The 21,400-nt window shown below is 36.9% G+C and carries 27 protein-coding genes; 19 read left to right on the top strand and 8 right to left on the bottom strand.

Features of this window, described 5'->3' with window-relative positions; translation table 11 throughout:
* From lpdA to HMPREF3177_RS05500, 3 genes are all read left to right on the top strand, one after another.
* Window positions 1–1,410 (top strand): dihydrolipoyl dehydrogenase, encoded by a 1,410-nt coding sequence (gene lpdA, locus HMPREF3177_RS05490; RefSeq protein WP_070457543.1) that lies wholly within the window; start codon window positions 1–3, stop codon window positions 1,408–1,410.
* A gap of 49 nt (window positions 1,411–1,459) precedes the next feature.
* On the top strand, window positions 1,460–1,729 hold the full coding sequence (locus HMPREF3177_RS05495; protein ID WP_070457545.1) for a UPF0223 family protein: 270 nt from the start codon (window positions 1,460–1,462) through the stop codon (window positions 1,727–1,729).
* Between the two features lie 80 nt (window positions 1,730–1,809).
* A complete protein-coding gene (locus HMPREF3177_RS05500) occupies window positions 1,810–2,511 on the top strand; it encodes a DUF4064 domain-containing protein (protein WP_070457548.1) in 702 nt (233 codons plus the stop codon).
* Window positions 2,512–2,562: 51 nt separating this feature from the next.
* On the opposite strand, the gene HMPREF3177_RS05505 is transcribed toward HMPREF3177_RS05500, so the two are convergent.
* Window positions 2,563–3,186, bottom strand: a complete 624-nt coding sequence (locus HMPREF3177_RS05505) for a YktB family protein (RefSeq protein WP_070457550.1) — start codon at window positions 3,184–3,186, stop codon at window positions 2,563–2,565.
* A gap of 77 nt (window positions 3,187–3,263) precedes the next feature.
* On the opposite strand from HMPREF3177_RS05505, the gene HMPREF3177_RS05510 reads away from it, so the two are divergent.
* Complete coding sequence (locus tag HMPREF3177_RS05510) at window positions 3,264–4,073, top strand: inositol monophosphatase family protein (RefSeq protein ID WP_070457552.1); 810 nt, start codon at window positions 3,264–3,266, stop codon at window positions 4,071–4,073.
* A 33-nt stretch (window positions 4,074–4,106) separates the two neighbouring features.
* Here HMPREF3177_RS05510 and HMPREF3177_RS05515 read toward each other — a convergent pair whose 3' ends face one another.
* On the bottom strand, window positions 4,107–4,295 hold the full coding sequence (locus HMPREF3177_RS05515; protein ID WP_068128930.1) for a DUF5325 family protein: 189 nt from the start codon (window positions 4,293–4,295) through the stop codon (window positions 4,107–4,109).
* A gap of 103 nt (window positions 4,296–4,398) precedes the next feature.
* On the opposite strand from HMPREF3177_RS05515, the gene typA reads away from it, so the two are divergent.
* Window positions 4,399–6,231 carry a translational GTPase TypA gene (gene typA, locus HMPREF3177_RS05520; RefSeq protein WP_070457554.1) on the top strand — a complete coding sequence of 611 codons (1,833 nt, stop codon included), beginning with the start codon at window positions 4,399–4,401 and terminating at the stop codon, window positions 6,229–6,231.
* A 27-nt stretch (window positions 6,232–6,258) separates the two neighbouring features.
* Window positions 6,259–6,618, top strand: a complete 360-nt coding sequence (locus HMPREF3177_RS05525) for a YlaH-like family protein (RefSeq protein WP_070457849.1) — start codon at window positions 6,259–6,261, stop codon at window positions 6,616–6,618.
* A gap of 43 nt (window positions 6,619–6,661) precedes the next feature.
* Here the strand turns inward: HMPREF3177_RS05525 and HMPREF3177_RS05530 are convergent, their stop codons facing one another.
* A complete protein-coding gene (locus HMPREF3177_RS05530) occupies window positions 6,662–7,132 on the bottom strand; it encodes a hypothetical protein (RefSeq protein ID WP_083286884.1) in 471 nt (156 codons plus the stop codon).
* A gap of 116 nt (window positions 7,133–7,248) precedes the next feature.
* On the opposite strand from HMPREF3177_RS05530, the gene HMPREF3177_RS05535 reads away from it, so the two are divergent.
* Complete coding sequence (locus HMPREF3177_RS05535) at window positions 7,249–7,551, top strand: Fpa/YlaN family protein (protein WP_040929268.1); 303 nt, start codon at window positions 7,249–7,251, stop codon at window positions 7,549–7,551.
* An 11-nt stretch (window positions 7,552–7,562) separates the two neighbouring features.
* The gene (locus HMPREF3177_RS05540) at window positions 7,563–8,759 is read left to right on the top strand and encodes an FtsW/RodA/SpoVE family cell cycle protein (RefSeq protein WP_070457851.1); all 1,197 of its coding nucleotides are present in this window, start codon (window positions 7,563–7,565) and stop codon (window positions 8,757–8,759) included.
* Window positions 8,760–8,818: 59 nt separating this feature from the next.
* Here HMPREF3177_RS05540 and HMPREF3177_RS05545 read toward each other — a convergent pair whose 3' ends face one another.
* Window positions 8,819–9,733, bottom strand: coding sequence for a COX15/CtaA family protein (locus HMPREF3177_RS05545; protein WP_336619816.1), 915 nt, complete (start codon window positions 9,731–9,733; stop codon window positions 8,819–8,821).
* Between the two features lie 299 nt (window positions 9,734–10,032).
* Here HMPREF3177_RS05545 and cyoE point away from each other — a divergent pair, with 299 nt between their 5' ends.
* From cyoE to HMPREF3177_RS05580, 7 genes are all read left to right on the top strand, one after another.
* Window positions 10,033–10,944 carry a heme o synthase gene (gene cyoE / locus HMPREF3177_RS05550; protein WP_068128924.1) on the top strand — a complete coding sequence of 304 codons (912 nt, stop codon included), beginning with the start codon at window positions 10,033–10,035 and terminating at the stop codon, window positions 10,942–10,944.
* Window positions 10,945–10,972: 28 nt separating this feature from the next.
* On the top strand, window positions 10,973–12,121 hold the full coding sequence (gene coxB, locus HMPREF3177_RS05555) for a cytochrome c oxidase subunit II (RefSeq protein WP_083286886.1): 1,149 nt from the start codon (window positions 10,973–10,975) through the stop codon (window positions 12,119–12,121).
* A 2-nt stretch (window positions 12,122–12,123) separates the two neighbouring features.
* The gene (locus HMPREF3177_RS05560; RefSeq protein ID WP_070457556.1) at window positions 12,124–14,055 is read left to right on the top strand and encodes a cytochrome c oxidase subunit I; all 1,932 of its coding nucleotides are present in this window, start codon (window positions 12,124–12,126) and stop codon (window positions 14,053–14,055) included.
* Window positions 14,055–14,681 carry a cytochrome (ubi)quinol oxidase subunit III gene (locus HMPREF3177_RS05565; protein WP_070457558.1) on the top strand — a complete coding sequence of 209 codons (627 nt, stop codon included), beginning with the start codon at window positions 14,055–14,057 and terminating at the stop codon, window positions 14,679–14,681. The genes HMPREF3177_RS05560 and HMPREF3177_RS05565 overlap by 1 nt, the downstream gene beginning before the upstream one ends.
* Entirely contained in the window at window positions 14,682–15,029 is a 348-nt protein-coding gene (locus HMPREF3177_RS05570; RefSeq protein ID WP_070457560.1) for a cytochrome C oxidase subunit IV family protein, read from the top strand. It begins immediately after the preceding gene.
* Window positions 15,030–15,142: 113 nt separating this feature from the next.
* Window positions 15,143–16,105, top strand: coding sequence for a cytochrome c oxidase assembly factor CtaG (gene ctaG / locus HMPREF3177_RS05575; RefSeq protein ID WP_246827398.1), 963 nt, complete (start codon window positions 15,143–15,145; stop codon window positions 16,103–16,105).
* 14 nt (window positions 16,106–16,119) lie between these two features.
* Entirely contained in the window at window positions 16,120–16,584 is a 465-nt protein-coding gene (locus tag HMPREF3177_RS05580; protein WP_070457562.1) for a DUF420 domain-containing protein, read from the top strand.
* A 36-nt stretch (window positions 16,585–16,620) separates the two neighbouring features.
* Here the strand turns inward: HMPREF3177_RS05580 and HMPREF3177_RS05585 are convergent, their stop codons facing one another.
* Window positions 16,621–16,977 carry a YugN family protein gene (locus HMPREF3177_RS05585; protein ID WP_068128914.1) on the bottom strand — a complete coding sequence of 119 codons (357 nt, stop codon included), beginning with the start codon at window positions 16,975–16,977 and terminating at the stop codon, window positions 16,621–16,623.
* A gap of 115 nt (window positions 16,978–17,092) precedes the next feature.
* Here HMPREF3177_RS05585 and HMPREF3177_RS05590 point away from each other — a divergent pair, with 115 nt between their 5' ends.
* Window positions 17,093–17,530: a YlbF/YmcA family competence regulator gene (locus HMPREF3177_RS05590; protein ID WP_068128913.1), complete on the top strand. Its 438-nt coding sequence runs from the start codon at window positions 17,093–17,095 to the stop codon at window positions 17,528–17,530.
* Between the two features lie 40 nt (window positions 17,531–17,570).
* Here HMPREF3177_RS05590 and HMPREF3177_RS05595 read toward each other — a convergent pair whose 3' ends face one another.
* A complete protein-coding gene (locus HMPREF3177_RS05595; RefSeq protein WP_070457565.1) occupies window positions 17,571–18,470 on the bottom strand; it encodes a glycerophosphodiester phosphodiesterase family protein in 900 nt (299 codons plus the stop codon).
* A 76-nt stretch (window positions 18,471–18,546) separates the two neighbouring features.
* Between HMPREF3177_RS05595 and HMPREF3177_RS05600 the strand changes: the two genes are divergently transcribed.
* Window positions 18,547–18,786 carry a DUF2129 domain-containing protein gene (locus HMPREF3177_RS05600; RefSeq protein WP_070457566.1) on the top strand — a complete coding sequence of 80 codons (240 nt, stop codon included), beginning with the start codon at window positions 18,547–18,549 and terminating at the stop codon, window positions 18,784–18,786.
* Here the strand turns inward: HMPREF3177_RS05600 and HMPREF3177_RS05605 are convergent, their stop codons facing one another.
* Window positions 18,787–19,155, bottom strand: coding sequence for a DUF7147 family protein (locus tag HMPREF3177_RS05605; protein WP_070457569.1), 369 nt, complete (start codon window positions 19,153–19,155; stop codon window positions 18,787–18,789).
* Between the two features lie 63 nt (window positions 19,156–19,218).
* Here HMPREF3177_RS05605 and rsmD point away from each other — a divergent pair, with 63 nt between their 5' ends.
* Window positions 19,219–19,767: a 16S rRNA (guanine(966)-N(2))-methyltransferase RsmD gene (rsmD, locus tag HMPREF3177_RS05610; protein WP_068128903.1), complete on the top strand. Its 549-nt coding sequence runs from the start codon at window positions 19,219–19,221 to the stop codon at window positions 19,765–19,767.
* Window positions 19,760–20,257, top strand: coding sequence for a pantetheine-phosphate adenylyltransferase (coaD, locus tag HMPREF3177_RS05615; protein WP_070457571.1), 498 nt, complete (start codon window positions 19,760–19,762; stop codon window positions 20,255–20,257). Before rsmD ends, coaD begins: the two co-directional genes overlap by 8 nt.
* On the opposite strand, the gene HMPREF3177_RS05620 is transcribed toward coaD, so the two are convergent.
* Window positions 20,238–21,368 carry a nucleotidyltransferase gene (locus HMPREF3177_RS05620; RefSeq protein WP_070457573.1) on the bottom strand — a complete coding sequence of 377 codons (1,131 nt, stop codon included), beginning with the start codon at window positions 21,366–21,368 and terminating at the stop codon, window positions 20,238–20,240. The genes coaD and HMPREF3177_RS05620 overlap by 20 nt on opposite strands.
* Window positions 21,369–21,400: the final 32 nt, after the last annotated feature.

The following is a 21,400-nucleotide window of genomic DNA, read 5'->3' on the forward strand; positions in this document are numbered from 1 at the left end:
ATGGTTGTAGGAGATTTTGCAATCGAAGTAGATACAGTCGTCATTGGTGCTGGTCCAGGAGGATACGTAGCAGCAATTCGTGCGGCTCAGTTAGGACAAAAAGTTGTACTCGTTGAGAAAGATACAGTTGGAGGCGTATGCTTAAACGTTGGTTGTATTCCATCTAAAGCATTAATCGCTTCATCACACAGATATCAAGATGCTAAAAACTCTGAAGATATGGGCGTTAAAGTTAAAGACGTAAAATTAGATTTCTCTAAAGTACAAGAATTTAAAGGTAAAGTCGTCGACCAACTTGTTGGTGGTGTAGAATCACTACTTAAGGGTAACAAAGTTGAAGTTGTTAAAGGTGAAGCTTACTTCTCTGGTAAAAACAGCATTAAAGTTGCGACTGAAAACCAATCACAAACGTATGAGTTTAAACATGCGATTGTAGCGACAGGTTCTCGTCCGATTGAAATCCCAGGATTTGCATTTGGTGATCGTGTACTCGATTCAACAGGTGCACTTAACCTAGAAAAACTACCTAAAAAACTTGTTGTTATCGGTGGAGGATATATCGGTACTGAACTTGGTACTGCATATGCAAACTTAGGTACTGAAGTAACAATTTTAGAAGGTATGAAAGATATCTTAGGTGGTTTTGAAAGAAACATGACATCACTCGTTAAACGTAACCTTAAGAAAAAAGACGTTAAAGTTGTGACTGAGGCGATGGCAAAATCAGCTGAAGAAACTAAAGACGGCGTTAAAGTTACGTATGAAGATAAAAAAGGTAACACTGAGACAATCGAAGCAGACTACGTATTAGTTACTGTAGGTCGTCGTCCAAATACAGACGAACTTGGTTTAGAAGGTATCGGTGTTAAATTAACAGACAGAGGACTTGTTGAAGTTGATAAACAAGGTCGTTCATCTGTTGATTCAATCTTTGCAATTGGTGATATCGTACCTGGTTTACCACTTGCACATAAAGCAAGCTACGAAGCAAAAGTTGCTGCTGAAGCAATCGCTGGTGAAAAATCTGAAGTAGATTACATCGGTATGCCTGCAGTATGCTTCACAGAACCTGAACTTGCATCAGTTGGTATTAACGAAACTGAAGCAAAAGAAGAAGGTCTCGACATCGTTACAGGCCGTTTCCCATTTGCAGCAAATGGTCGTGCGATCGGTTTAAACAAAACAGATGGTTTCGTAAAACTCGTTGCGCGTAAAGAAGACGGATTAGTAATCGGTGCTCAAGTAGCTGGTGACGGCGCGTCAGACATCATTTCTGAACTTGCATTAGCAGTTGAAACAGGAATGACATTAGAAGACGTTGCATTAACAATTCACCCGCACCCAACATTAGGTGAAATGCCTATGGAAGCGGCTGAAGCAGCACTTGGACGTCCAATTCACTCATTATAATTAACAAAAGCGCTCATCTGAGCGCTTTTTTCTTTGGAGGTTTTTATATATGGAATATAGTTATCCACTAGATTTAGACTGGTCAACAGATGAAATGATTGCAGTAACTCATTTTTATCAGACGATAGAAAAGGGGTATGAATCAGGTGTGACTTATAATGAGTTACAGACTGCCTATCAATCTTTTAAAGAAATTGTACCGAGTAAAGCAGAAGAAAAAACATTATTTAACGCGTTTGAGAAAGCATCAGGTTATCATCCTTGGGGACTCGTTAAACAACTTAAAGATACGAGTTCAAATGATATTATAAAAAAATAATTCGATTTAAATAATATGTCTAAAAAAATAATAAATAGGGTATAATCAAAGAACGACAGAAACATATTGGAGTGAAGATTATGGCAAAACGAGATTACACAGTGAGAGTTGAACCGATCTCACGCGTGCCTGAAAAAGTTATCGGTTGGATTGGTTGGATTGCGTTACTCGCAGTCGTAGTATTAATTGCTTACGTGTCTTATGTGTTTGGTAACGATCCACAATTTATGAATATTATTGAACAAGAAGCGAGACAAGCAGCAGTAGAAGAGGGCGTTAATCCTCAAGAGGTAACAGATCTGCTTGTAGGAACACTCAGCAAATTATGGCTACTTAGCTTAGTTGGAGTCATTCCGTTAATTATTTCATTTATCGGCTTAGTGAAAATGAAAAAAAGAATCTTAGCAGGTTCATTACTCTTAATTACAGCAATTATTATTGCACCATTTGTCGTAACATTATTCTCATCATTAATGTTCGTCATTGCAGCGGTATTACTATTTGTTCGTAAAGATAAAGAAACAATTATTAACGACTATAACGACAGTCATACTAGACCATCTTATGAAGATGATACGCGTGTCGCTAAAAGACCGGAAACACGTCCGGTACCAGTAGTTACTGAAGACGAAGATCTAGAAAAAACACGCATGTTTACGGCAGTAGACGAAGAGGATTATAAAGACATCAGCTACGACGAAGACTTATCTCCATTAGACGATGTAGATAACGATGCAAAACGTACGAGAAGAGAAAACCTCGATAAGAGAAATGAAGAGTAATCTATAAGCAACTACTTTTGTAGTTGCTTTTTAATTTTAAAAAAGAGCCGGTTAGACCGACTCTTCTTCAATATAAAATGTATGCAGTGTATTGAACACGTTTTTTAGTTCTTCTAAGAAAGCTTCGTCTGATGTTAATACTGGATCATTTTTATCGTAAAACTTACCGATCATTAACTCACCAGATTTTACCGTTTTTAAACGGTCGATTGCTTTTTCAACGTCGTCTTCTTTTAAATCTTTTATAAACATCTTTTCAGGTTTCATATGATTTTTTGTAATAAAATATCCGTCACCTAAATTTAAAATATCATCGACTTGATTTATTAAACGGTCGGCCATATATTCTTTTGACGGTGCTTCATAAATAATACCGTACTGACAAAACGCATGGTCTTTAAATAGTCCAATTTGAAAGTGCGGTAACATTTTATATCCACGTTTATTCGTACTAAACGCAACCCAAGAATCAATCGGTGGGTTCACTTTACGGCGTGCATGTTGTGCGACGTGTGTAAAATGTGTGTCATCCGTCATTTCTGTTAAGTAATCACTAAAATATTCACCTAAATTTTCAAGCTTAACTCGTGCGTGCTTTTTTAGTTCAGACATTGTTTTTTCGAGTGTATCATGTGTAAATACATCGAAATCTTCTTCAGTAAATGTGTAGTTCATCGTCTCTTCCTCCAACAATTCGTTAGCTTTATGATAAAATAATAATGAGTAATCATCAAATAATTGAGGTGAAGTAAATGGATGTATATGAATTTGCGAAATCGTTAATTAAAGATGCTGGAGATTTTATTGAAACGAGACGACTTGAAGGCTTTGAAGTAATGAGAAAGACTGGACCACATGATTTAGTGACGCCAGTCGATAAAGAAACAGAAGAATTTATTTATAAGCGTATTAAAGCACAGTTCCCTGAACACAATATCGTTGGTGAAGAGACATATGGTAAAGACGTTAAAACGTTAAAAGGGTTTACGTGGATTGTCGACCCGATTGACGGTACAGTAAACTTCATTAACCAAAACGATAACTTTGCGATTTCTGTCGGTATATATAAAGACGAAGAACCGTATTGTGGACTTGTGTATGACGTAGCGAATAAAGTACTCTATCACTCAAAAGTTGGTGAAGGCGCTTATAGAAATAGCGAGAAAATTAAAGAAGTTGACTATCAGCCATTAGACGATACAATCGTCGGCGTGAGTCATAAATGGTTATTAAAAGACGACGTGAGACATTTCTTTATCGAACTAGTCGATAAAGCACGATCTGTACGAAATAGAGGAAGCGCAGCACTCGACTTTACGTCAGTCGCTGATGGGAAATTTGGAGCTGTCGTATTTTACGAACTCTTCCCATGGGATTATGCCGGGGGTAGAATTTTAACAAATGAACTCGGACTAAAATGTGTGACGTTAACAGGTGAAGACGTTCCAGAACTTGAAGCATCGAGTGTCGTATGTGGGCATGAGAAATTAGTCGATGAAATACTCGAGATATTTGATCACGAATCATTTAAAGAAGTACACGACAAATTCTTTAATAAATAAAAAATTCCCCGCTCGTATGAGGGGGAATATTTATTATAGCCAATCGTTTTCGCGATATTTTTTCTTTAATGTAAAACCAATACCAAAAATTGCAACAAATCCAATTGCGAGCAGTATTGCGAATCCCCACATCTCTTCAGCGAGTGTGACTGATAATAAAACGAGTAAAACGATTGCGAGTACCGCAAGTATGAAAAAAATCCCTTTCGATTTTTTCTCCATGTATATCGACTCCACATATAAATTTTCTCAATTATATCATAGAATAAGTACGATATGATATAATTGTACAGTTAAATAACCTAAATACGAAGGGAACTTTTGAATGACAGTAAGAAAAGATTTAAGAAATATAGCGATTATCGCCCACGTAGACCACGGTAAAACGACGTTAGTCGACCAATTATTAAAACAATCTGGTTTATTTAGAGACAACGAACACGTTGAAGACCGTGCGATGGACAGTGATGATATTGAAAAAGAACGCGGTATTACAATTTTATCTAAAAACACTGCGATCGATTATGAAGATGTAAGAATTAATATTTTAGATACACCAGGACACGCTGACTTCGGTGGAGAAGTAGAACGTATTTTAAAAATGGTCGACGGAGTAATACTCGTCGTTGATGCATTTGAAGGTACGATGCCACAGACGCGTTTTGTACTTAAAAAAGCTTTAGACGTCGGTGTGACGCCGCTTGTTGTCGTCAATAAAATCGATAAACCACAAGCACGACCTGAAGCGGTTGTCGACGAAGTACTTGAACTATTTATCGATTTAGGAGCAGATGATGACCAACTTGAATTCCCAGTCGTATACGCTTCAGCGATGAACGGAACTGCAAGCTTAGATCCAGAAACTCAAGACGACAATATGAAAGTGCTATACGATACGATTTTAGAGCGCGTTCCTGCACCTGTAGATAATAGCGATGAACCGTTACAATTCCAAGTATCATTATTAGATTATAATGATTACGTTGGACGTATCGGTATCGGTCGTGTATTTAGAGGGTCAATTTCAGTTGGAGAAAATGTATCACTCGTTAAATTAGATGGTACAGTAAAACAATTTAGAGTCACTAAAATGTTTGGATTTTTAGGTCTGAAACGTATTGAAATTGAACATGCGAAAGCTGGAGACATTATCGCATTAAGTGGTTTAGAAGATATTAACGTCGGTGAAACAGTCACAGACCGTGAAACAGTAGAAGCACTCCCTGCACCAACTATTGATGAACCTACGTTACAAATGACGTTTTCAGTAAATAACTCACCATTTGCTGGGCGTGAAGGTAAATTTGTAACAGCACGTCAAATTAAAGACCGCTTAGATATTCAACTAGAAACGGACGTATCGTTAAGAGTCGACCAAGGAGCAACGCCAGATCAGTTTATCGTTTCTGGACGTGGAGAGTTACACTTATCCATCTTAATTGAAAATATGAGACGTGAAGGATACGAGCTTCAAGTATCTAAACCAGAAGTTATTATTCGTGAAATTGATGGTAAAAAACATGAACCGTTTGAGCGCGTACAAATTAACGTACCAAGTGAACATGCAGGAAGTGTCATTGAGTCGCTCGGCCAACGTAAAGGTGAAATGTTAGATATGGCGACTGAAGATGGTCAAACGAAACTCGTGTTTTTAGTACCATCTCGTGGTTTAATAGGATATACGACAGAGTTTATGACGATGACTCACGGTTATGGTATTTTAAACCATACGTTTGAAGATTATCGTCCAGTAATCCAAGGTAAAATTGGTGGACGTCGTAACGGTGTACTCGTTTCTATTAACAAAGGTCCAGCGAGCGCATTTGCAATTATGAACTTAGAAGACCGTGGAACGAACTTCACTGAACCTGGTACAGAAGTGTATGAGGGAATGATCGTCGGTGAGAACTCGCGTGAAAATGATTTAGGTGTAAACATTACGAAAACAAAAGCACACACAAATATGCGTTCAGCAACAAAGGACCAAACAGAAACGATGAAACGTCCAAGAATTATGACGCTAGAAGAAGCGTTAGAATATATTAACGTCGATGAGTTAGTAGAAGTGACGCCAGAATCGATTCGTTTACGTAAAAAGATTTTAAACAAAAGTGAACGCGACCGTGCGCTAAAGAATGCTAAAAAGCAAGAGGAGTAGAAGGCAATGTTTTTTTCGTTCGTCTTAATGACAGCGGCACAAACAGACGAGAGTAGTTTATATAACCGATTGTCGATGTTTGGTAAGCTATATGGCGCAGATCAAAATCCAGATACTGCGATGTGGTTATTGTTTATTACTGTATACGTACTATCCGTTCTCGCATACGTACTTGGTTTTGCGAAAAAGTTAAAACTTTGGCAAAATATCGTGATTTATATCATCATGCTATTATTCTCATTACCACTGACATTTTTTGCAGCGTTTTACCCGGTTGCAGAGTGTTTAATCGTCATCGTATTTGTAATGGGAATGTACCGATATAGACTGTATAAGGAAAAGAAAAAAGGTACGATATCGTTTGATAATAAAGAAACGAATAAATAAAAAACGACCTGTCACATATATTAAAATGTGACAGGGCTTTATTTTATACGAACGTAAATGCTGTAACGTATTCGTATCGTTCGATGATTTCTCCGTCTTTAATGACGAGTAGGTCGATCATACCGTCGTCGTATAATCTCTTACCATTATTAGAAAACTGTGCGTAATGATCGTAACGGTCTTTATATGCGAGTGTTGTTGTCCCGTTTTTATGTGTAATTTCATAGTTTACACTGTTTGGTTCAGCGTATTCTAAAAATGGGTCGAGTGCCATAATAAACGTTCCGTTTAGCAGTTCTTCTTTTTTATTTTTATATCTCTTTTCTGATTTTAATGTCGGTGGAAGTGTGTCTCCTTCTATAATTTGACGGTTCCACTCTTCACTATCCTCAAATTCAATGTGTTCTTCATCATGTACTAAATCTTCTATATGTATTTTACGATCGTCGAAAATCCATGCGCTCGAGTCTAATGTAATGACGAAGTTTACGTTTCCTTTAATTTGTAGCAGCATGTAACCCCTCCTAAGCTTAAATTATACCAAATTATACATAATTGAACATAGCCACTCACTTGAAAAATGTAATACTGTAGAGTAGTATTTAGTTGTAATGAAAAGGGGGAAGGGCCTTGTCTAGTGAAGAAACTTTAAAAAGGCTTGCATTAGAAACACTCGAGCAAGATGCAGATAGAATCGTACAACTGATTCGTGTTCAAATGGATAATTTGACAATGCCTCAATGCCCGGTATATGAAGAAGTGTTAGATACTCAAATGTTCGGGTTATCTAAAGAAATTCATTTTGCAGTGAGACTAGGGTTAATAGATAGAGAGCATGGACGTTCGATATTAGCAGATTTAGAAAAGCAAGTATCAGACGTACATGAAGCGTATTATGAGCATAGAGAACAACTAAAAAAGGCAAATAAGTAGTGGGTGATCCAATGAAGAAAGCAAAACGCTTAAACTACCCGATTAGTAAGACAAATCAGCACATTGATTATGTCATTATATTTGCATACATAGCACTTGCAATTATTGGCCTTGTCATGATTTATAGTGGGAGTATGGTTAAATCATCACGCAGTGAGATGACGAACTTTAATCCAAAGTTTTTCTTTGATTCGCAGTTACGTTTTGTCATATTTGGGATGACGATATTTGTAATTATTACATTTTTTACGAGCTCTCGATTATTTAGAAAGCCGATTATTCCAATTGCGTTAATTGCTGGAAGTATTCTTTTACTTCTTGCGACTCAAATCTTTGGTATTGAAGCAAACGGTGAGAAGAACTGGATTCGTCTCGGATTTATAAATTTACAAACATCTGAGTTCATTAAAATTGTCGTTATTATGTATTTAGCATATGTCTATGACAGGCGACTACGTATAAAAACAGAGCTTATTCCTACAGATGGGAAGCACTTGATGCCATTTGCACTCGTACTCGTAATGACGTTATGGATTGGTAGAAATGACTTCGGAACGTCGTTAATCATTTTAGCGATTATTATCTCGATGTTTTTCTATTTAAACTTCGAGCGGAAATTTACGTTTATGATATTTTCAGGAATTGTTGGAATTATCGTCCTTGTCGTCGGTGCATTTATCATGTTTGATGGGCAATTTTTAAGTTCGTATCAGCTCGCGAGAATCGATACGTTTTTCCATCCGTTTAACGACCCGTATGGTGACGGTTATCAGCTTACGAACAGCTTAATTGCGATAGCCAATGGAGGACTAATTGGGCAAGGTATCGGAAACGGTATATTAAAACTCGGATTTTTACCTGAAGCACAGACGGACTTTATATTTTCAGTTATCGCTGAAGAACTTGGGCTCATCGGGGTACTTGTCGTACTCGGGTTGTATGCAACAATTGTCGTAAAAGCATTTTATTATTCATATCATACTGGAGATTTATATTTAAGACTCATCACGTTTGGAACTGGTATTTATATTACGATTCAATGTTTCTTTAACATTGGAGGCGCAACGAAAACTATTCCATTAACGGGTGTTCCGTTACCGTTACTCAGTTACGGTGGATCAAGTTTCTTAAGTATATCGATTGCATTAGCAGTATTATCTGTGGCTATTAAAGAAATTAGATATCGTAAAGCAATCAATCGTGATTAAAGACGTTGTTATAACGTCTTTTTTTAATATAAAAAAACGTGAGGGGAAACCCTCACGTTTTATGGTTCATAGTCCGGTCGACTAATGAGTAAGATGTAATAGCATAGTATACCGAATATTAAAGTGATAAATAATGCATGGAATAGTGCGATGAAAATATTTGCGTACGTAAATATCGTTAAAGCACCTGTGATGATTTGTAATACGAGTAAAGTCATCATGATAATCCAACCGTTCTTAATGACTCGGTAGTTGCTGTAATGTTTTAATACATGAATTAAAGCAATAACCATCCAAATAAATAGTATGAGTACTAAAAAGCGGTGTCCCATTTGAACGGCTTGATAAAAGTTCGTTGGTAAAATTTGGTTTGGCATACAGTGTGGCCATTTTGTACATGCGAGTGATGCATCAGCATGTCTAACGAGCGCACCACTATATATTACGAAGTAAATATAAATAATAATACCAATCGTATGACGTCTCAATCCTTTATGTATGATAAGACCTTTCGTATCATACTTTAAGTCAACGTGGAAGACGAGTAATGTTAACACGAACACAGCTGCAAAACATATTAACGAAATTCCAAAGTGTGCAGCGAGAACAAACTCACCGTGCCATAAACCAACAACTGCCGCGGCACCAATTAAACTTTGGATGAGAATAAAACTAAGAGATACACAGACGAGAAACTTCGTTTCTCTAATATGTGAGAGTTGTTTCCAAGCCATAACTCCAAAGATGATTAAAAAGATAATTGCGATTCCAGATACACCTCTATGTGCAATCTCAATTATCGTATCTAATGGCCAGTCTTTAGGGATAAGTTGACCATGACATAGTGGCCAAGAATCTCCACACCCTTCAGCAGATCCAGTTTTTGTCACGAGTGCTCCACCGATTTGAACAAAAACCATGATGAGTGTAGTGATCACCGCCACTATTTTCAATTTTTTATACAACCAAAACACCTCATTAAAAAAATCCGTACAAATGTCTGTTCAATTAATAAATATAAACCATCACATAGAATCATGCAATAATTAAAGTTATAAGAAAGACTTAACAAAATTGTAAACTGTGGTAGAATCTATATGTAAACAATAGCGTCTATAGTGGTACTTTCCATAGATAAATGTTTAAATTGTAAATTATTTGAACAATTTTTGAACAATCTGTGAAAAAAAGGTGTTAACACTATAGATTCTCGGTCTGTTTTCCTATATCATTATAGTAACTAGAAATGTTGGTGAAAGGGGGCGAAGGTTAAATGCAGAGTCATGTGTCTAGTGAAAGGCATACGATGACGTTTATTGAAAAACAACAAGCATTTCGAGTGTTAATTAAAGAAGGTATCATAAAAGCGAACTTGATCCCAGCATTTGCTGCTGGTTTTCTAGCTGTTATGTATTATGGTCATTCTTTTTTCAGCTCGCTTCCATTGTTGTTAATCATGCTATTAGGTGTTGGTCTTTTAATTGGTGGCGTTGCTGCACTGAATAACTATTATGACCGGGATATTGATTCAGTTATGAAGTCTAAGCAACAACGACCAAGTATCGACGGCACGTATAGTGGGAAAGACATCCTATGGATTGGTTTTTCAATGGTTGTTATAGGAGAAATTCTCTTATATTCAATTAATATGACTGCAGGTACACTTGGCCTCTTAGCTGGTTTTGGCTATGTAGTCCTATATTCCATCTACTCTAAAAGACATTATGTTGTCAATACAGTAGTTGGAGCATTACCAGGAGCAGCACCTCCCTTAATTGGATGGGCGGTTATAGACCCAAACTTACATACACTCGCGTTTGCGATGTTCTTTGTAATGTTTATATGGCAACCACCGCACTTTTACGCTTTAGCAATAAATCGTAAAGATGAGTACAGCACCGCTAACATTCCAATGTTACCGAGTGTGAAGGGAGAAAAACGTACGGTTAGGTCGATTGTGATGTGGATATCACTACTCGTCATTACCCCGTTTTTCATGACTGATTTAGGGATTTGGTTTGTCGTATTAATCACACTGCTGAACTTAAGTTGGTTAATACTTTCCTTAAACATGTTTAAGCCAATCACCGATTACAAGCGCTATGCAAAAACAGTGTTTGTATTTTCTTTAAATTACATTCTTATTTTTTACGTTATGATTATAGTCGCCGGTCTATTAATCTAAACTTATTTTTGAAAGAGGGGTCTATTAGATGAAGAACAGTTGGACTAAAACAAAATTTTATATGTTAATGTCTGTTCTTGCTATTTTCTTAGCAGGCTGTGGTAAAGAAAACTTAAGTGCTTTACAACCTGCTGGTGAAGTTGGGAGACAACAATTTTTCTTAATTATTCTTTCAATTTCAATCATGTTACTTGTCGTTGGAACAGTAGCAATCGCATTTACAATCGCAGTTGTAAAGAGTCGTAGAAGTAAAGTGGGAGAAGATTTCGTACCAAAGCAAGTTGCGGGTAACCATACACTTGAAGTAATTTGGACGACTATCCCAATTATTTTACTTATCATCTTAGCAATCCCAACAGTTTGGGTAACATTTACTCTAGCAGACGTTGAGGATATGGTAACTGAAGATGGTGTAGCGAACAAAGATTCAGTAATCGTTAACGTAACTGCTTACCAATATTGGTGGGAGTTTGAATACGTTCATGAAAATGTTGTTACGAGTCAAGACTTAGTCGTTCCAACGGATGAAAAAGTATTCTTCAACTTAAAAGGTGCTGACGTAAAACACTCGTTCTGGGTACCTGCAGCGGGTGGTAAACTCGATACAAACGTTGACGGAATCAACAGCTTCTACTTAGTGTTTGATGATGACAAAGCAGAAAACGCAGATCGTTTATTCTATGGTAAATGTGCGGAATTATGTGGTCCTTCACACGCACTAATGGACTTTAAAGTAGTTGCATTACCAAGAGCAGAATTCGATCAATGGTTAGCTGATATGAAAGTTTACGAAGAAGAGGCAAAAGTTGCATCAGCTGACGATGCAAAAGAAGGTCAAGAAATCTTCAACAACTCTTGTATAGGATGTCACGCAGTTACACCAACTAACCCTGGTGCTGCTGGACCAAACTTAACTAACTTTGGTGATAGAGAACTTATCGCTGGTATTTTAGAGCACAACAAAGAAAACTTAGTAAGCTGGATCAAAGATCCAGAAAAGATTAAACCAGACAACAAAATGACTGGTGCTTATCAATTAAACGATGAAGAAATTGACAAAGTAGCTGCATACTTAATGGAGCTAAAACTAGATAAAAACTCTGGCGATGTCGAAAAAATGAAAAAAGAGATTGAATCAGAGAAAAATGAGGACAATGATGAAGGGGGCGACAAATAAGCATGGCAACAGTTAATGGGCAAAAAGTTGGCTTTGGGCGTTTAATATGGGAATATTTAACGACAGTAGACCATAAGAAGATTGCAATCCTTTACTTAATTGGCGGTGGATTCTTCTTCGTCATGGGTGGTATTGAAGCGATGCTTATTCGTATTCAGCTCGCGGTACCAAATAACGATTTCTTATCAGCTGGATTATTTAACGAAATGATTACGATGCACGGTACTACGATGATATTCTTAGCTGCGATGCCAATTATATTCGCATTTATGAACGCAGTAGTTCCATTACAAATTGGTGCACGTGACCTAGCGTTCCCATTCATGAACGCTTTAGGTGTTTGGATGTTTATTTTCGGAGGTATCTTCGTTAACATTTCTTGGTTATTCGGAGATGCGCCAGACGCTGGTTGGACAAGTTATGCGTCACTATCTATTGCATCACCTGGACACGGTATTGACTTCTACGCAATTGGTTTACAGATTGCAGGGGCTGGTACGTTAATGACAGGTATTAACTTTGTAACGACAATTATTACGATGAGAGCACCGGGTATGACTTACATGAGAATGCCATTATTCACATGGACATCATTAGTTGCCTCAATTCTTATCGTATTTGGTTTCCCACCATTAACAGTAGGACTTTTCCTATTAACGTTTGACCGTATGTTCGGTTCGAACTTCTTCATAGTTGAAGCTGGTGGTAACACAATTATTTGGGAACACTTATTCTGGATCTTTGGACACCCAGAAGTATATATTTTAATCTTACCGGCATTCGGTATTTTCTCAGAGATTTTCGCAGTATTCTCTAGAAAGAGATTATTCGGTTACTCAGCGATGGTATTCGCGACAGTATTAATCGGATTCTTCGGATTCATGGTTTGGGCGCACCACATGTTTACAGTAGGTTTAGGTGCAACAGCGAACGCAATTTTCGCATTAGCGACGATGGCAATCGCAGTACCAACAGGTATTAAGATATTTAACTGGATTGCTACAATTTGGGGCGGTAGTATTACATTTACTACACCAATGCTTTATGCATTAGCGTTTATCCCTTCATTCGTAATGGGTGGGGTAACAGGTATCATGCAAGCGGTAGCTCCAGCAGACTATCAGTATCATGACTCATACTTTATCGTAGCTCACTTCCACTACGTAATCGTTGGTGGGGTAGTATTCGCGATATTAGCTGGGCTTCACTACTGGTGGCCTTTAATGTTCGGTACTAAGCTAAACGAAACATTAGGTAAAATCGAAATGGCAATCTTTGCTATCGGTTTCCACATGACATTCTTAGTTCAACACTGGTTAGGTTTATGGGGAATGCCACGTCGTGTATTCACATACTTAGACGGCCAAGGCTTTAACTTAGCGAACTTAATCTCAACAATCGGTGCATTACTCATGGCAGTTGGGGTAATCGTACTTGTAATTAACATCATTATGACAGTTGTTAAAAACGATAGAGTCGTTAACGTCGACGTTTGGGACGGTCGTACACTTGAGTGGGCAGTTGCTACTCCAACTCCAGATTACAACTTCTTCCAATCACCACTTATCCGTGGTTTAGACGTATTACATTTAGAAAAAGAAGAAAACAATGGCGTAATTCCATCAGCTGGTCCAGTTGAGGATATTCATATGCCAAACAACTCAATCATTCCATTCATCTTAACAGCTGGTTTATTCATTGCAGGATTTGGTGCATTATTCCATGCATCTGGTCAAGAGTGGGCGATTGCAGCAGTTAAGGATTTACCAAGTATGAGACCTTGGTCTATGATTTTACTCGTTGGTGGTTTAACGATCACATTCCTTTCAATGATGGCAAGATCTTGGATTGATGACCATGGTCACTACGTTAAGAAAGAGCGTATTGAAAAAGAAATGCGTGAATATGAAGAAAGAAAAAGAGGTGCGAACTAATGGCAGAAGTTAAATATAATGTTGATAATGCTAATTGGCCGAAGCACCCTGAAACAGCTACTTCAGAAGGTAAAAACAAGTTTGTCGGTTTCTGGACATTCTTAGCGGGAGAGACAGTATTATTCTCATGTCTCTTCGCAACTTACCTCGCACTTAAAGACTCAGTGCCAAGTAGCGATCACTTATTAGCAGCTGACCTATTCCACTTAGAGTTAGCGTTCGTAATGACGATGTTCTTATTAACATCATCATTAACGAGTGTTTTCGCAGTACACCATATGAGAAATAACAACTTCGCGAAAATGCAATTATGGTTAGGAATTACAGTTCTTTTAGGTGCTGGGTTCTTAGCACTTGAAATCTACGAGTTCATTGAATATGTACAACTCGGTCACACGTTTAGATCAAGTGCGTTCGGTAGTGCATTCTATATCTTAATCGGTACACACGGATTCCACGTTATTATCGGTTTAATTTGGATTACATTACTCATCATCCGTAACTCTGGACGCGGATTATCAGTATACACAGCTGCGAAAGTTAATACAGCTTCATTATACTGGCACTTCATTGACGTTGTGTGGGTGTTCATCTTCACAATCGTTTATCTGTTAGGGGTGTTATAAATGGCGAACGTAGAAACTGAATCATTAACAAGAAAAGAGTTAGACGCACTTTACAAAGCACGTGCAAAAGAAATGAGACTTCAGCTAACATCTTTTGCTCTTATGATTTTCATGACATTTATAGCATTTGGATTAGTAGCATTAGACTTTAACAAATACTTTGTTGGAGCAATCATTATTACTTTAGCGTTTGTACAAGTTATTCTACAATTCTTCTACTTCATGCACATGAAGGACAAAGGACATGATTTTGCGAAGCTATTTATCTTAGTTGGTATGTACTTTGCAATTGCGTTTATTATCACATTTGTGTTCATTGTATGGATTGGAACAGGTGGGATTCAATAAACTTCAATGGACTAGCATTGCTAGTCCATTTTTTTTGTTGGAAAATTGACATATTAAAATATGTTCGTTTCATTAAAAATAGTCTATAATGGTATGTAGCTTATATTAAAAGGGTGATAAATTTGGATCGTTTAATGTCGATACGAATTTTTGGTTTCATCGGAAATTGGAGTCCATTTTTAATTGCGTTTATTATTGTAGCGTCAGTAGTGTACTTCTTAATTACGATGAAATGGTACAAAGATATACCAGGTGGTCGAAAACTAACTAAATTAGAGTTTTGGATGTCAATTACAGTTATTTTATTATTTTATATAACGTTCGGATCACCAATTGATATATTAAGTCATATTTTATTTACGTTTCATATGGTGCAAATGGCACTTGGGTTGTTACTCATTCCGCCGTTACTATACTTTGCAATACCAGATTACTTATGGGCATACATGGTAAAACTACCTGTATTACGATTTTTCCATAAGATTGGTCAGAAACCGTTACTAGCGCTCATACTTTTCTGTGGTGCGTTTTCGCTTTACCATATCCCTACAGTTATGGATACGTTAAAGTTAAATCAGTCATTACACTTTATGTCATTAGCGATTTTATTTTTACTTGCAACAATCGCATTTTGGCCAGTATTAAATAAAGTGGATCCTCAAGAAAAGCATATGAACTACTTATTTAAGACATTATATGTATTTGGTATTGGTGGATTATTATTACCAGCATGTGCTTTAATCATCTTCTCAGAGACACCTATGTTTAAGACGTACACTGAAAGTGCGGCATGGTTAAAATCGATGGAGCTTTGTGTTCCAGTAGGTGTTCTTGATACGCTAAAAGATCAAAATATGATTAGTGGACCGGAATACTTCAGTCATATGACGCCACTGTCTGACCAACGTACAGGTGGAATCATTATGAAGATTCTTCAAGAAGTGTTCTTTGGATTTATCATTGCGTACTTATTTGCAAACTGGTGGAAACAAGAGTCTAGAGATCCAGATGAAATTACGCGTGAATCATTAGAAAGAGCAAATGAGCGTAAAAAGTTAGAAGAATTATATAGATAATAGAGGGTTGAATTATGAATTTGCATTTTATACTACCAACGATTAGTACGTCATTTATCGTATTAAGTGCGATAATGATGGCAATTGGACTTTACAAAATGTTTAAGAAAAGAGACCTTGCTGGTCACGATAAGTTTATGACATTAAGTGCATGGTTTGCGTTAATTTTCTTTATCATTTACTTATCGAAGACAGTATTTTTAGGAAGTACGAAGTTCGGTGGACCTGAACATCTCGTAACATACTATGTTGTATTTTTAATTTCTCATATTATCTTATCTACGACAGGTGGTGTACTTGGAGGATTCCAAGTATTTACAGGTAAGAAGAGAATTTTATCGAAGCATAGAAAAGTTGGAATCTTTGCAGCAGTGATTTGGTTCTTAACAGCAATTACTGGAGTAACTGTGTATATTTTATTATATGTGTTATATCCAGGTGGAGAAACTTCTGGATTACTCGATGCGATATTCCATTAAAAAATCCCGTTACTTTTAAAGTAACGGGTTTTTTTATTAAGCGTGAACAGCTAAGTCGCTGTGTAATGCTCTAATTTTTTGAATTGCATGTTCAACAATTCTTTCTGGGAAATGTTCATCTTTTCCGTATTCAATACCTGTTGGGAAATACCACTTACCAATGTAAGGATCCATAAGTTGAAGTACAGCGTCGTTCGCACCGACGTCACCACTTACTGCATATGCAGGGAAACGTAGGTAAAACACACCTTCAGGAACTTTGTACTGGAAGTCGAACGTCATACGTTCGTAATCCCAACTTCCACCTAAAACACAGCCATGTTCGTTCATGACCTCTTGTAATAAGTTTTGTTCAATTACTAATTTTTCAAGACCAGAATTTTCAAATACCATCCGAGTAGACCTCCCTATTCCAATATCTTTATTTTAATCGAAAAGAGCGAGAAACACAAATACAATTTTATGTACTACAATAGTATGGTATCATATTCTCAGTAGGAGGATGCGTATGTTTTCTACAAATCAAACAATCGAAATTTTAGATCATCTCGATCACATTAACGATATGGTAAAATCTTCTGAGGAATTTAAATCATATATATATTACAAACATAAATTAGAACAAGATAATGATACACAAATGCTCATCAAACAATTCAATAGATTAAAAGAAGACTTTGAAGAAGTTGAACGTTTTGGGAGATATCATCCAGACTATAAAGAAAAACGTAAAGAGATTCGTTTATTTAAAAAGAAAGTAGATATGGATGAAAACGTCATAGAATTTAGACGGGCAGAGTATGTACTACAAAGTTTACTCGACGAGATTTTATATATTATCGGTAAGTCTGTCAGTGATCATGCCAATGTCGTTAGTACGAATCCATTTTTTGCAAGTGGAGAGTCAAACTGTATGACGGGTGGCGGATGTAGTTGTGCGAGTTAAATAAAAACGGATTCGTATTTTACGAATCCGTTTTTTGTTATTAATAATTAATGAGTAGATTTGCTTTGTCTGGATAATCTGTAACGATCGTATGTGCACCTAAGTTTAGTAAGCGTGTCATTTCATTTGTATCGTTGATGACCCAATATCCGACTTTAACGTTTAAATCATCTAAGTAACGAATGAATCCAGCGTTATCGAGCTTAACAGACGATAAATTAATCGGGATTTGGAATGTGTCTCTTGACGGTTGGTATAGGTGACCAAGCCCACTATGGTAAAGCGTGTATGCTTTTGTCACTTCCTCAGTGCCAGCACCTAACGCAATTAAATCTCCACTAAAACTCGTGAAGCGACGAATTTGTTCATCTTCAAAACTTGTCACAATGACGCGGTCTGTTGCTTTCTCATCTAGTATAAGCTCGAATAGTAGAGGTGCAATTTTTTGACCTGCTTCTGTATCGATCGAATCTTTCATGTCGATATTAATAATTTGGTGTGGATATTCTTTAAATAATTCACGTAAAGTAACGATACCGGCATCAGGATGCCCACGATATGCGTAGTTTTCTCTCACATCTTTAAAGTTGTATCCAAAATCTAATTTTCGTAATTCGTCGAGCGTATAGTCTGAAACTTTTCCACTATATTCAGTAACTCTATCTACATATAAATCGTGGAGTACGACGATTTCATTGTCTTTTGTGAGTCGTACGTCGATTTCAAAACCGTCGACGTTTTGATTTACTGCATTATTAAACGCAAGTCTCGTATGCTCTGGATAATTTCCTTTACCCCCACGATGAGCGAATATGTATGGTGCAGGTCTTTTAAAGACAGGTTTCATTTCGTTTACTCTTCGCTCTGCTTGGATTTTACTATAAATATAAGCACTAGAAAGGCCAGCAGTCAGAAGAAGAAGTTTTGTACGTAATTTCATAATTGTCCTCCTAATGTGTCTAGTATACTAAAAGTTAAATGTGTTATCATGTGTTTAACGAAGAAGGGTGATATATATGCTAAAGGAGCGCATTGGAATATATATTTATTTTAAACATAATAAATTTATTAGACAGTTAAAGCGTCATGGTCATGTCGTTTACGTCAATACGAACAAGCAATATATGCTTATATATATCGATGAGAACGAGCTCGAAGACACGTTAAAACGCTTATCTAACTTAAAATACGTGACAGAAGTACTCGTCAGTGAATATAAAAACATTAAACTATCATATCCAAAAGGAACAGTTTAATTATTTTAACGGTGGTATGAGATGGTTGAGTCGTAATACACCGATTATATATTGGAAGAATAATTCCTCTTCATGGAAATCTTTCGGATCGCGTGCTGTCATCTCGACGACTTGTATATCGTATAATTCACATAATTCGCGAATCATTTCGTACATTTTACCTTCCGGACCGTTTCTTAGCCCTCGGAGGATTGTATAGAGTGCTTGGAAGTCTTTTTCGACAGGGTTCATGATTAAACTAAACGATGACGGCGCATCTTCATGGTGAAAGAAGATCGCTTTATTTACTCGTTTGTGATTGTATTCGAGTAACGCTTTTAACTCGAAAATCTCGCTGTAGCCATGTCCTAAGACGATAAATTTTTGCATGAAATTTCAACCTCTCATTATTGTTTCTTTAATTATAGTATAAATAGAAAATGAGGTGTATACGTGAGAGTAATTACTGGTAAATATAAAAAAAGACGTATCGAGACGCTCGAACATAATGACACGCGTCCGACGAGTGAAAAAGTAAGAGAAAGTATGTTTAGCGCAATCGGCGAAAGAGTCAGTGGGGACGTGCTCGATTTATTTGCAGGATCTGGTGCGCTTGGAATCGAGGCATTATCTCGAGGCGGAGAACGCTGTATATTTGTCGACGGTGCAAAAGACGCCATTCGTATCATTCATAACAATACAAAAGGATTAGATGAACCTGTTGAAATTTACCGAAATGATTTTAGACGCGCGTTAAAAGCACTCAGCAAACGCGATAGACAAATGGATTTAATATTTTTAGATCCGCCTTACAATAAAAAATTGATCGATGAAGCACTTCATCTCATTAAAACGTACGACATAATAAAAAAAGACGGAATCATTATCGTTGAAGCGGGTGCGAATGAAACGATAGACTTAAATGGTTTTGTTGAATTAAAGCATAACGAAGTTGGAACGATTCAATATAAAGTGTTAACAACGGAGGAAAATTATGACTAAGAAAAAAATTGCAGTATGCTCTGGATCATTTGACCCGATTACATATGGACACATCGACATTATTGAACGTGCGTCAAGAATCTTTGACGTCGTCTATGTGTGTGTATCACATAACCAAACAAAAAAAGGATTATTTACACCAGACGAACGTGTACACCTCATCGAAAAAACGATTTCTCATATTGACAATACAAAAGTTGATAAGCATGAAGGGTTGTTAATAGATTTTTGTAAAAAAGTCGATGCAGATGCAATCGTCCGTGGATTACGCGCAGTTTCAGATTTTGAATATGAAATGCAGATGGCGTCGATGAATAGAAAGCTCGCTGAAGAGATCGAGACGTTATTTATTATGACAAATAACAAATATTCGTTTATTTCGAGTTCAATCGCAAAAGATGTGGCAAAACACCACGGTAAAATTAGTGATGTCGTGCCACCAGTAGTCGAAGAAGCTCTCGTAGAAAAGTTTAAGACTTTAGAATCATAACAGGTTGATTAAAATCATTCACACGTCCTTGCGTTAACGTGTTATATATATGCGTCGCTTTTATCGTTTCGTAAAAGTCTGGCGCATCTTTTTTTGTTAAATTTGTTATAAAGCGACCATCTTGGATTGTCGATAAGTATTGTTGACCAGTATGATTCATTGCAAGCACTCTTAACTTATTCACCTCATAGTTACGAAAATCTTCTTCTGTAACGTTTAAAAGAACGTATAAGAGTAGACGTTGAAGACGTGTTCTCGTATAGCGTTTCGTTTTAATAGAATCGATAAACGATTCGTAATTATTTGATAGACGAATATTCTTTTTAAGACGATGTTCGAGACCTTCAGTCATCATGTATATGTCTTTTAAATCGTTTAAAGAACTGCGCTCGATAATTACTTTTAACGTATTAAACATGTGCTCATTTGTAATGACCTTATCTTCCATAATCACTTTTGCGAGAGTTTCTGGCATAAATTGAATCGCATGTTCGAGTTCTCCATTTAATAATGACTCGCGTATACTCGTCGCACTTGAAAACTGACTATGAGAGAGTGTTTTATCGTTATAATTGTTACCTGTACGTTTAATCGTGTGCATAGAGACGTCAAAGTTTAAATCGTCGCGTGCTTTTAAATAACTCATGCCGAGCGTGTTGTTTGGAGATTGAAATGCATCTTCATTTGTTAAGTCGTACATTGCACGTGGATACGAATATCCTTTTTTAAAGAGCGGTGCGAGGTCTTCTTTCGTAATACGCTTTGCTTTTAAGTATGCACTATGGAGTTTCTCGATATCATCGAGTTCACTTCCAAATACGATATCAGTAGTTTGTAGCATCTTTGCAGCAAGAAGCCCCCCATATGCAAAGTCATCCGCGTAACTGATCGCATATAGCGTCGGTAACTCAACGACTAAATCAACGTGTTTAATTGCTTCTTGTGCACGGTTAAATTTATTCGTCACAGCGAGTTCTCCGCGCTGAGTAAAGTTACCAGACATGATCGCAATCGTCACGTCCGGTTGAATTAATTGTTTGGAAGACTCGATGTGGTAAATATGACCGTTATGAAACGGGTTATACTCTGTAATTAAAGACAAAACTTTCATATCGCAACACTCCGTTTATTATTCGATATCAT

It is taken from the genome of Nosocomiicoccus sp. HMSC09A07 (assembly GCF_001808485.1).
Lineage (GTDB): Bacteria > Bacillota > Bacilli > Staphylococcales > Salinicoccaceae > Nosocomiicoccus > Nosocomiicoccus ampullae_A.

Coding starts and splice junctions, on each gene's coding strand:
- HMPREF3177_RS05590 (WP_068128913.1), top strand. CDS start 17,093: ATGTTTTCTACAAATCAAACAATCGAAATTTTAGATCATCTCGATCAC.
- coxB (WP_083286886.1), top strand. CDS start 10,973: ATGAAGAACAGTTGGACTAAAACAAAATTTTATATGTTAATGTCTGTT.
- HMPREF3177_RS05585 (WP_068128914.1), bottom strand. CDS start 16,977: ATGGTATTTGAAAATTCTGGTCTTGAAAAATTAGTAATTGAACAAAAC.
- HMPREF3177_RS05510 (WP_070457552.1), top strand. CDS start 3,264: ATGGATGTATATGAATTTGCGAAATCGTTAATTAAAGATGCTGGAGAT.
- HMPREF3177_RS05500 (WP_070457548.1), top strand. CDS start 1,810: ATGGCAAAACGAGATTACACAGTGAGAGTTGAACCGATCTCACGCGTG.
- HMPREF3177_RS05620 (WP_070457573.1), bottom strand. CDS start 21,368: ATGAAAGTTTTGTCTTTAATTACAGAGTATAACCCGTTTCATAACGGT.
- HMPREF3177_RS05525 (WP_070457849.1), top strand. CDS start 6,259: ATGACAGCGGCACAAACAGACGAGAGTAGTTTATATAACCGATTGTCG.
- HMPREF3177_RS05595 (WP_070457565.1), bottom strand. CDS start 18,470: ATGAAATTACGTACAAAACTTCTTCTTCTGACTGCTGGCCTTTCTAGT.
- coaD (WP_070457571.1), top strand. CDS start 19,760: ATGACTAAGAAAAAAATTGCAGTATGCTCTGGATCATTTGACCCGATT.
- lpdA (WP_070457543.1), top strand. CDS start 1: ATGGTTGTAGGAGATTTTGCAATCGAAGTAGATACAGTCGTCATTGGT.
- HMPREF3177_RS05530 (WP_083286884.1), bottom strand. CDS start 7,132: ATGCTGCTACAAATTAAAGGAAACGTAAACTTCGTCATTACATTAGAC.
- HMPREF3177_RS05570 (WP_070457560.1), top strand. CDS start 14,682: ATGGCGAACGTAGAAACTGAATCATTAACAAGAAAAGAGTTAGACGCA.
- HMPREF3177_RS05505 (WP_070457550.1), bottom strand. CDS start 3,186: ATGAACTACACATTTACTGAAGAAGATTTCGATGTATTTACACATGAT.
- HMPREF3177_RS05515 (WP_068128930.1), bottom strand. CDS start 4,295: ATGGAGAAAAAATCGAAAGGGATTTTTTTCATACTTGCGGTACTCGCA.
- HMPREF3177_RS05560 (WP_070457556.1), top strand. CDS start 12,124: ATGGCAACAGTTAATGGGCAAAAAGTTGGCTTTGGGCGTTTAATATGG.
- cyoE (WP_068128924.1), top strand. CDS start 10,033: ATGCAGAGTCATGTGTCTAGTGAAAGGCATACGATGACGTTTATTGAA.
- HMPREF3177_RS05495 (WP_070457545.1), top strand. CDS start 1,460: ATGGAATATAGTTATCCACTAGATTTAGACTGGTCAACAGATGAAATG.
- HMPREF3177_RS05600 (WP_070457566.1), top strand. CDS start 18,547: ATGCTAAAGGAGCGCATTGGAATATATATTTATTTTAAACATAATAAA.
- HMPREF3177_RS05565 (WP_070457558.1), top strand. CDS start 14,055: ATGGCAGAAGTTAAATATAATGTTGATAATGCTAATTGGCCGAAGCAC.
- typA (WP_070457554.1), top strand. CDS start 4,399: ATGACAGTAAGAAAAGATTTAAGAAATATAGCGATTATCGCCCACGTA.
- HMPREF3177_RS05605 (WP_070457569.1), bottom strand. CDS start 19,155: ATGCAAAAATTTATCGTCTTAGGACATGGCTACAGCGAGATTTTCGAG.
- HMPREF3177_RS05580 (WP_070457562.1), top strand. CDS start 16,120: ATGAATTTGCATTTTATACTACCAACGATTAGTACGTCATTTATCGTA.
- HMPREF3177_RS05540 (WP_070457851.1), top strand. CDS start 7,563: ATGAAGAAAGCAAAACGCTTAAACTACCCGATTAGTAAGACAAATCAG.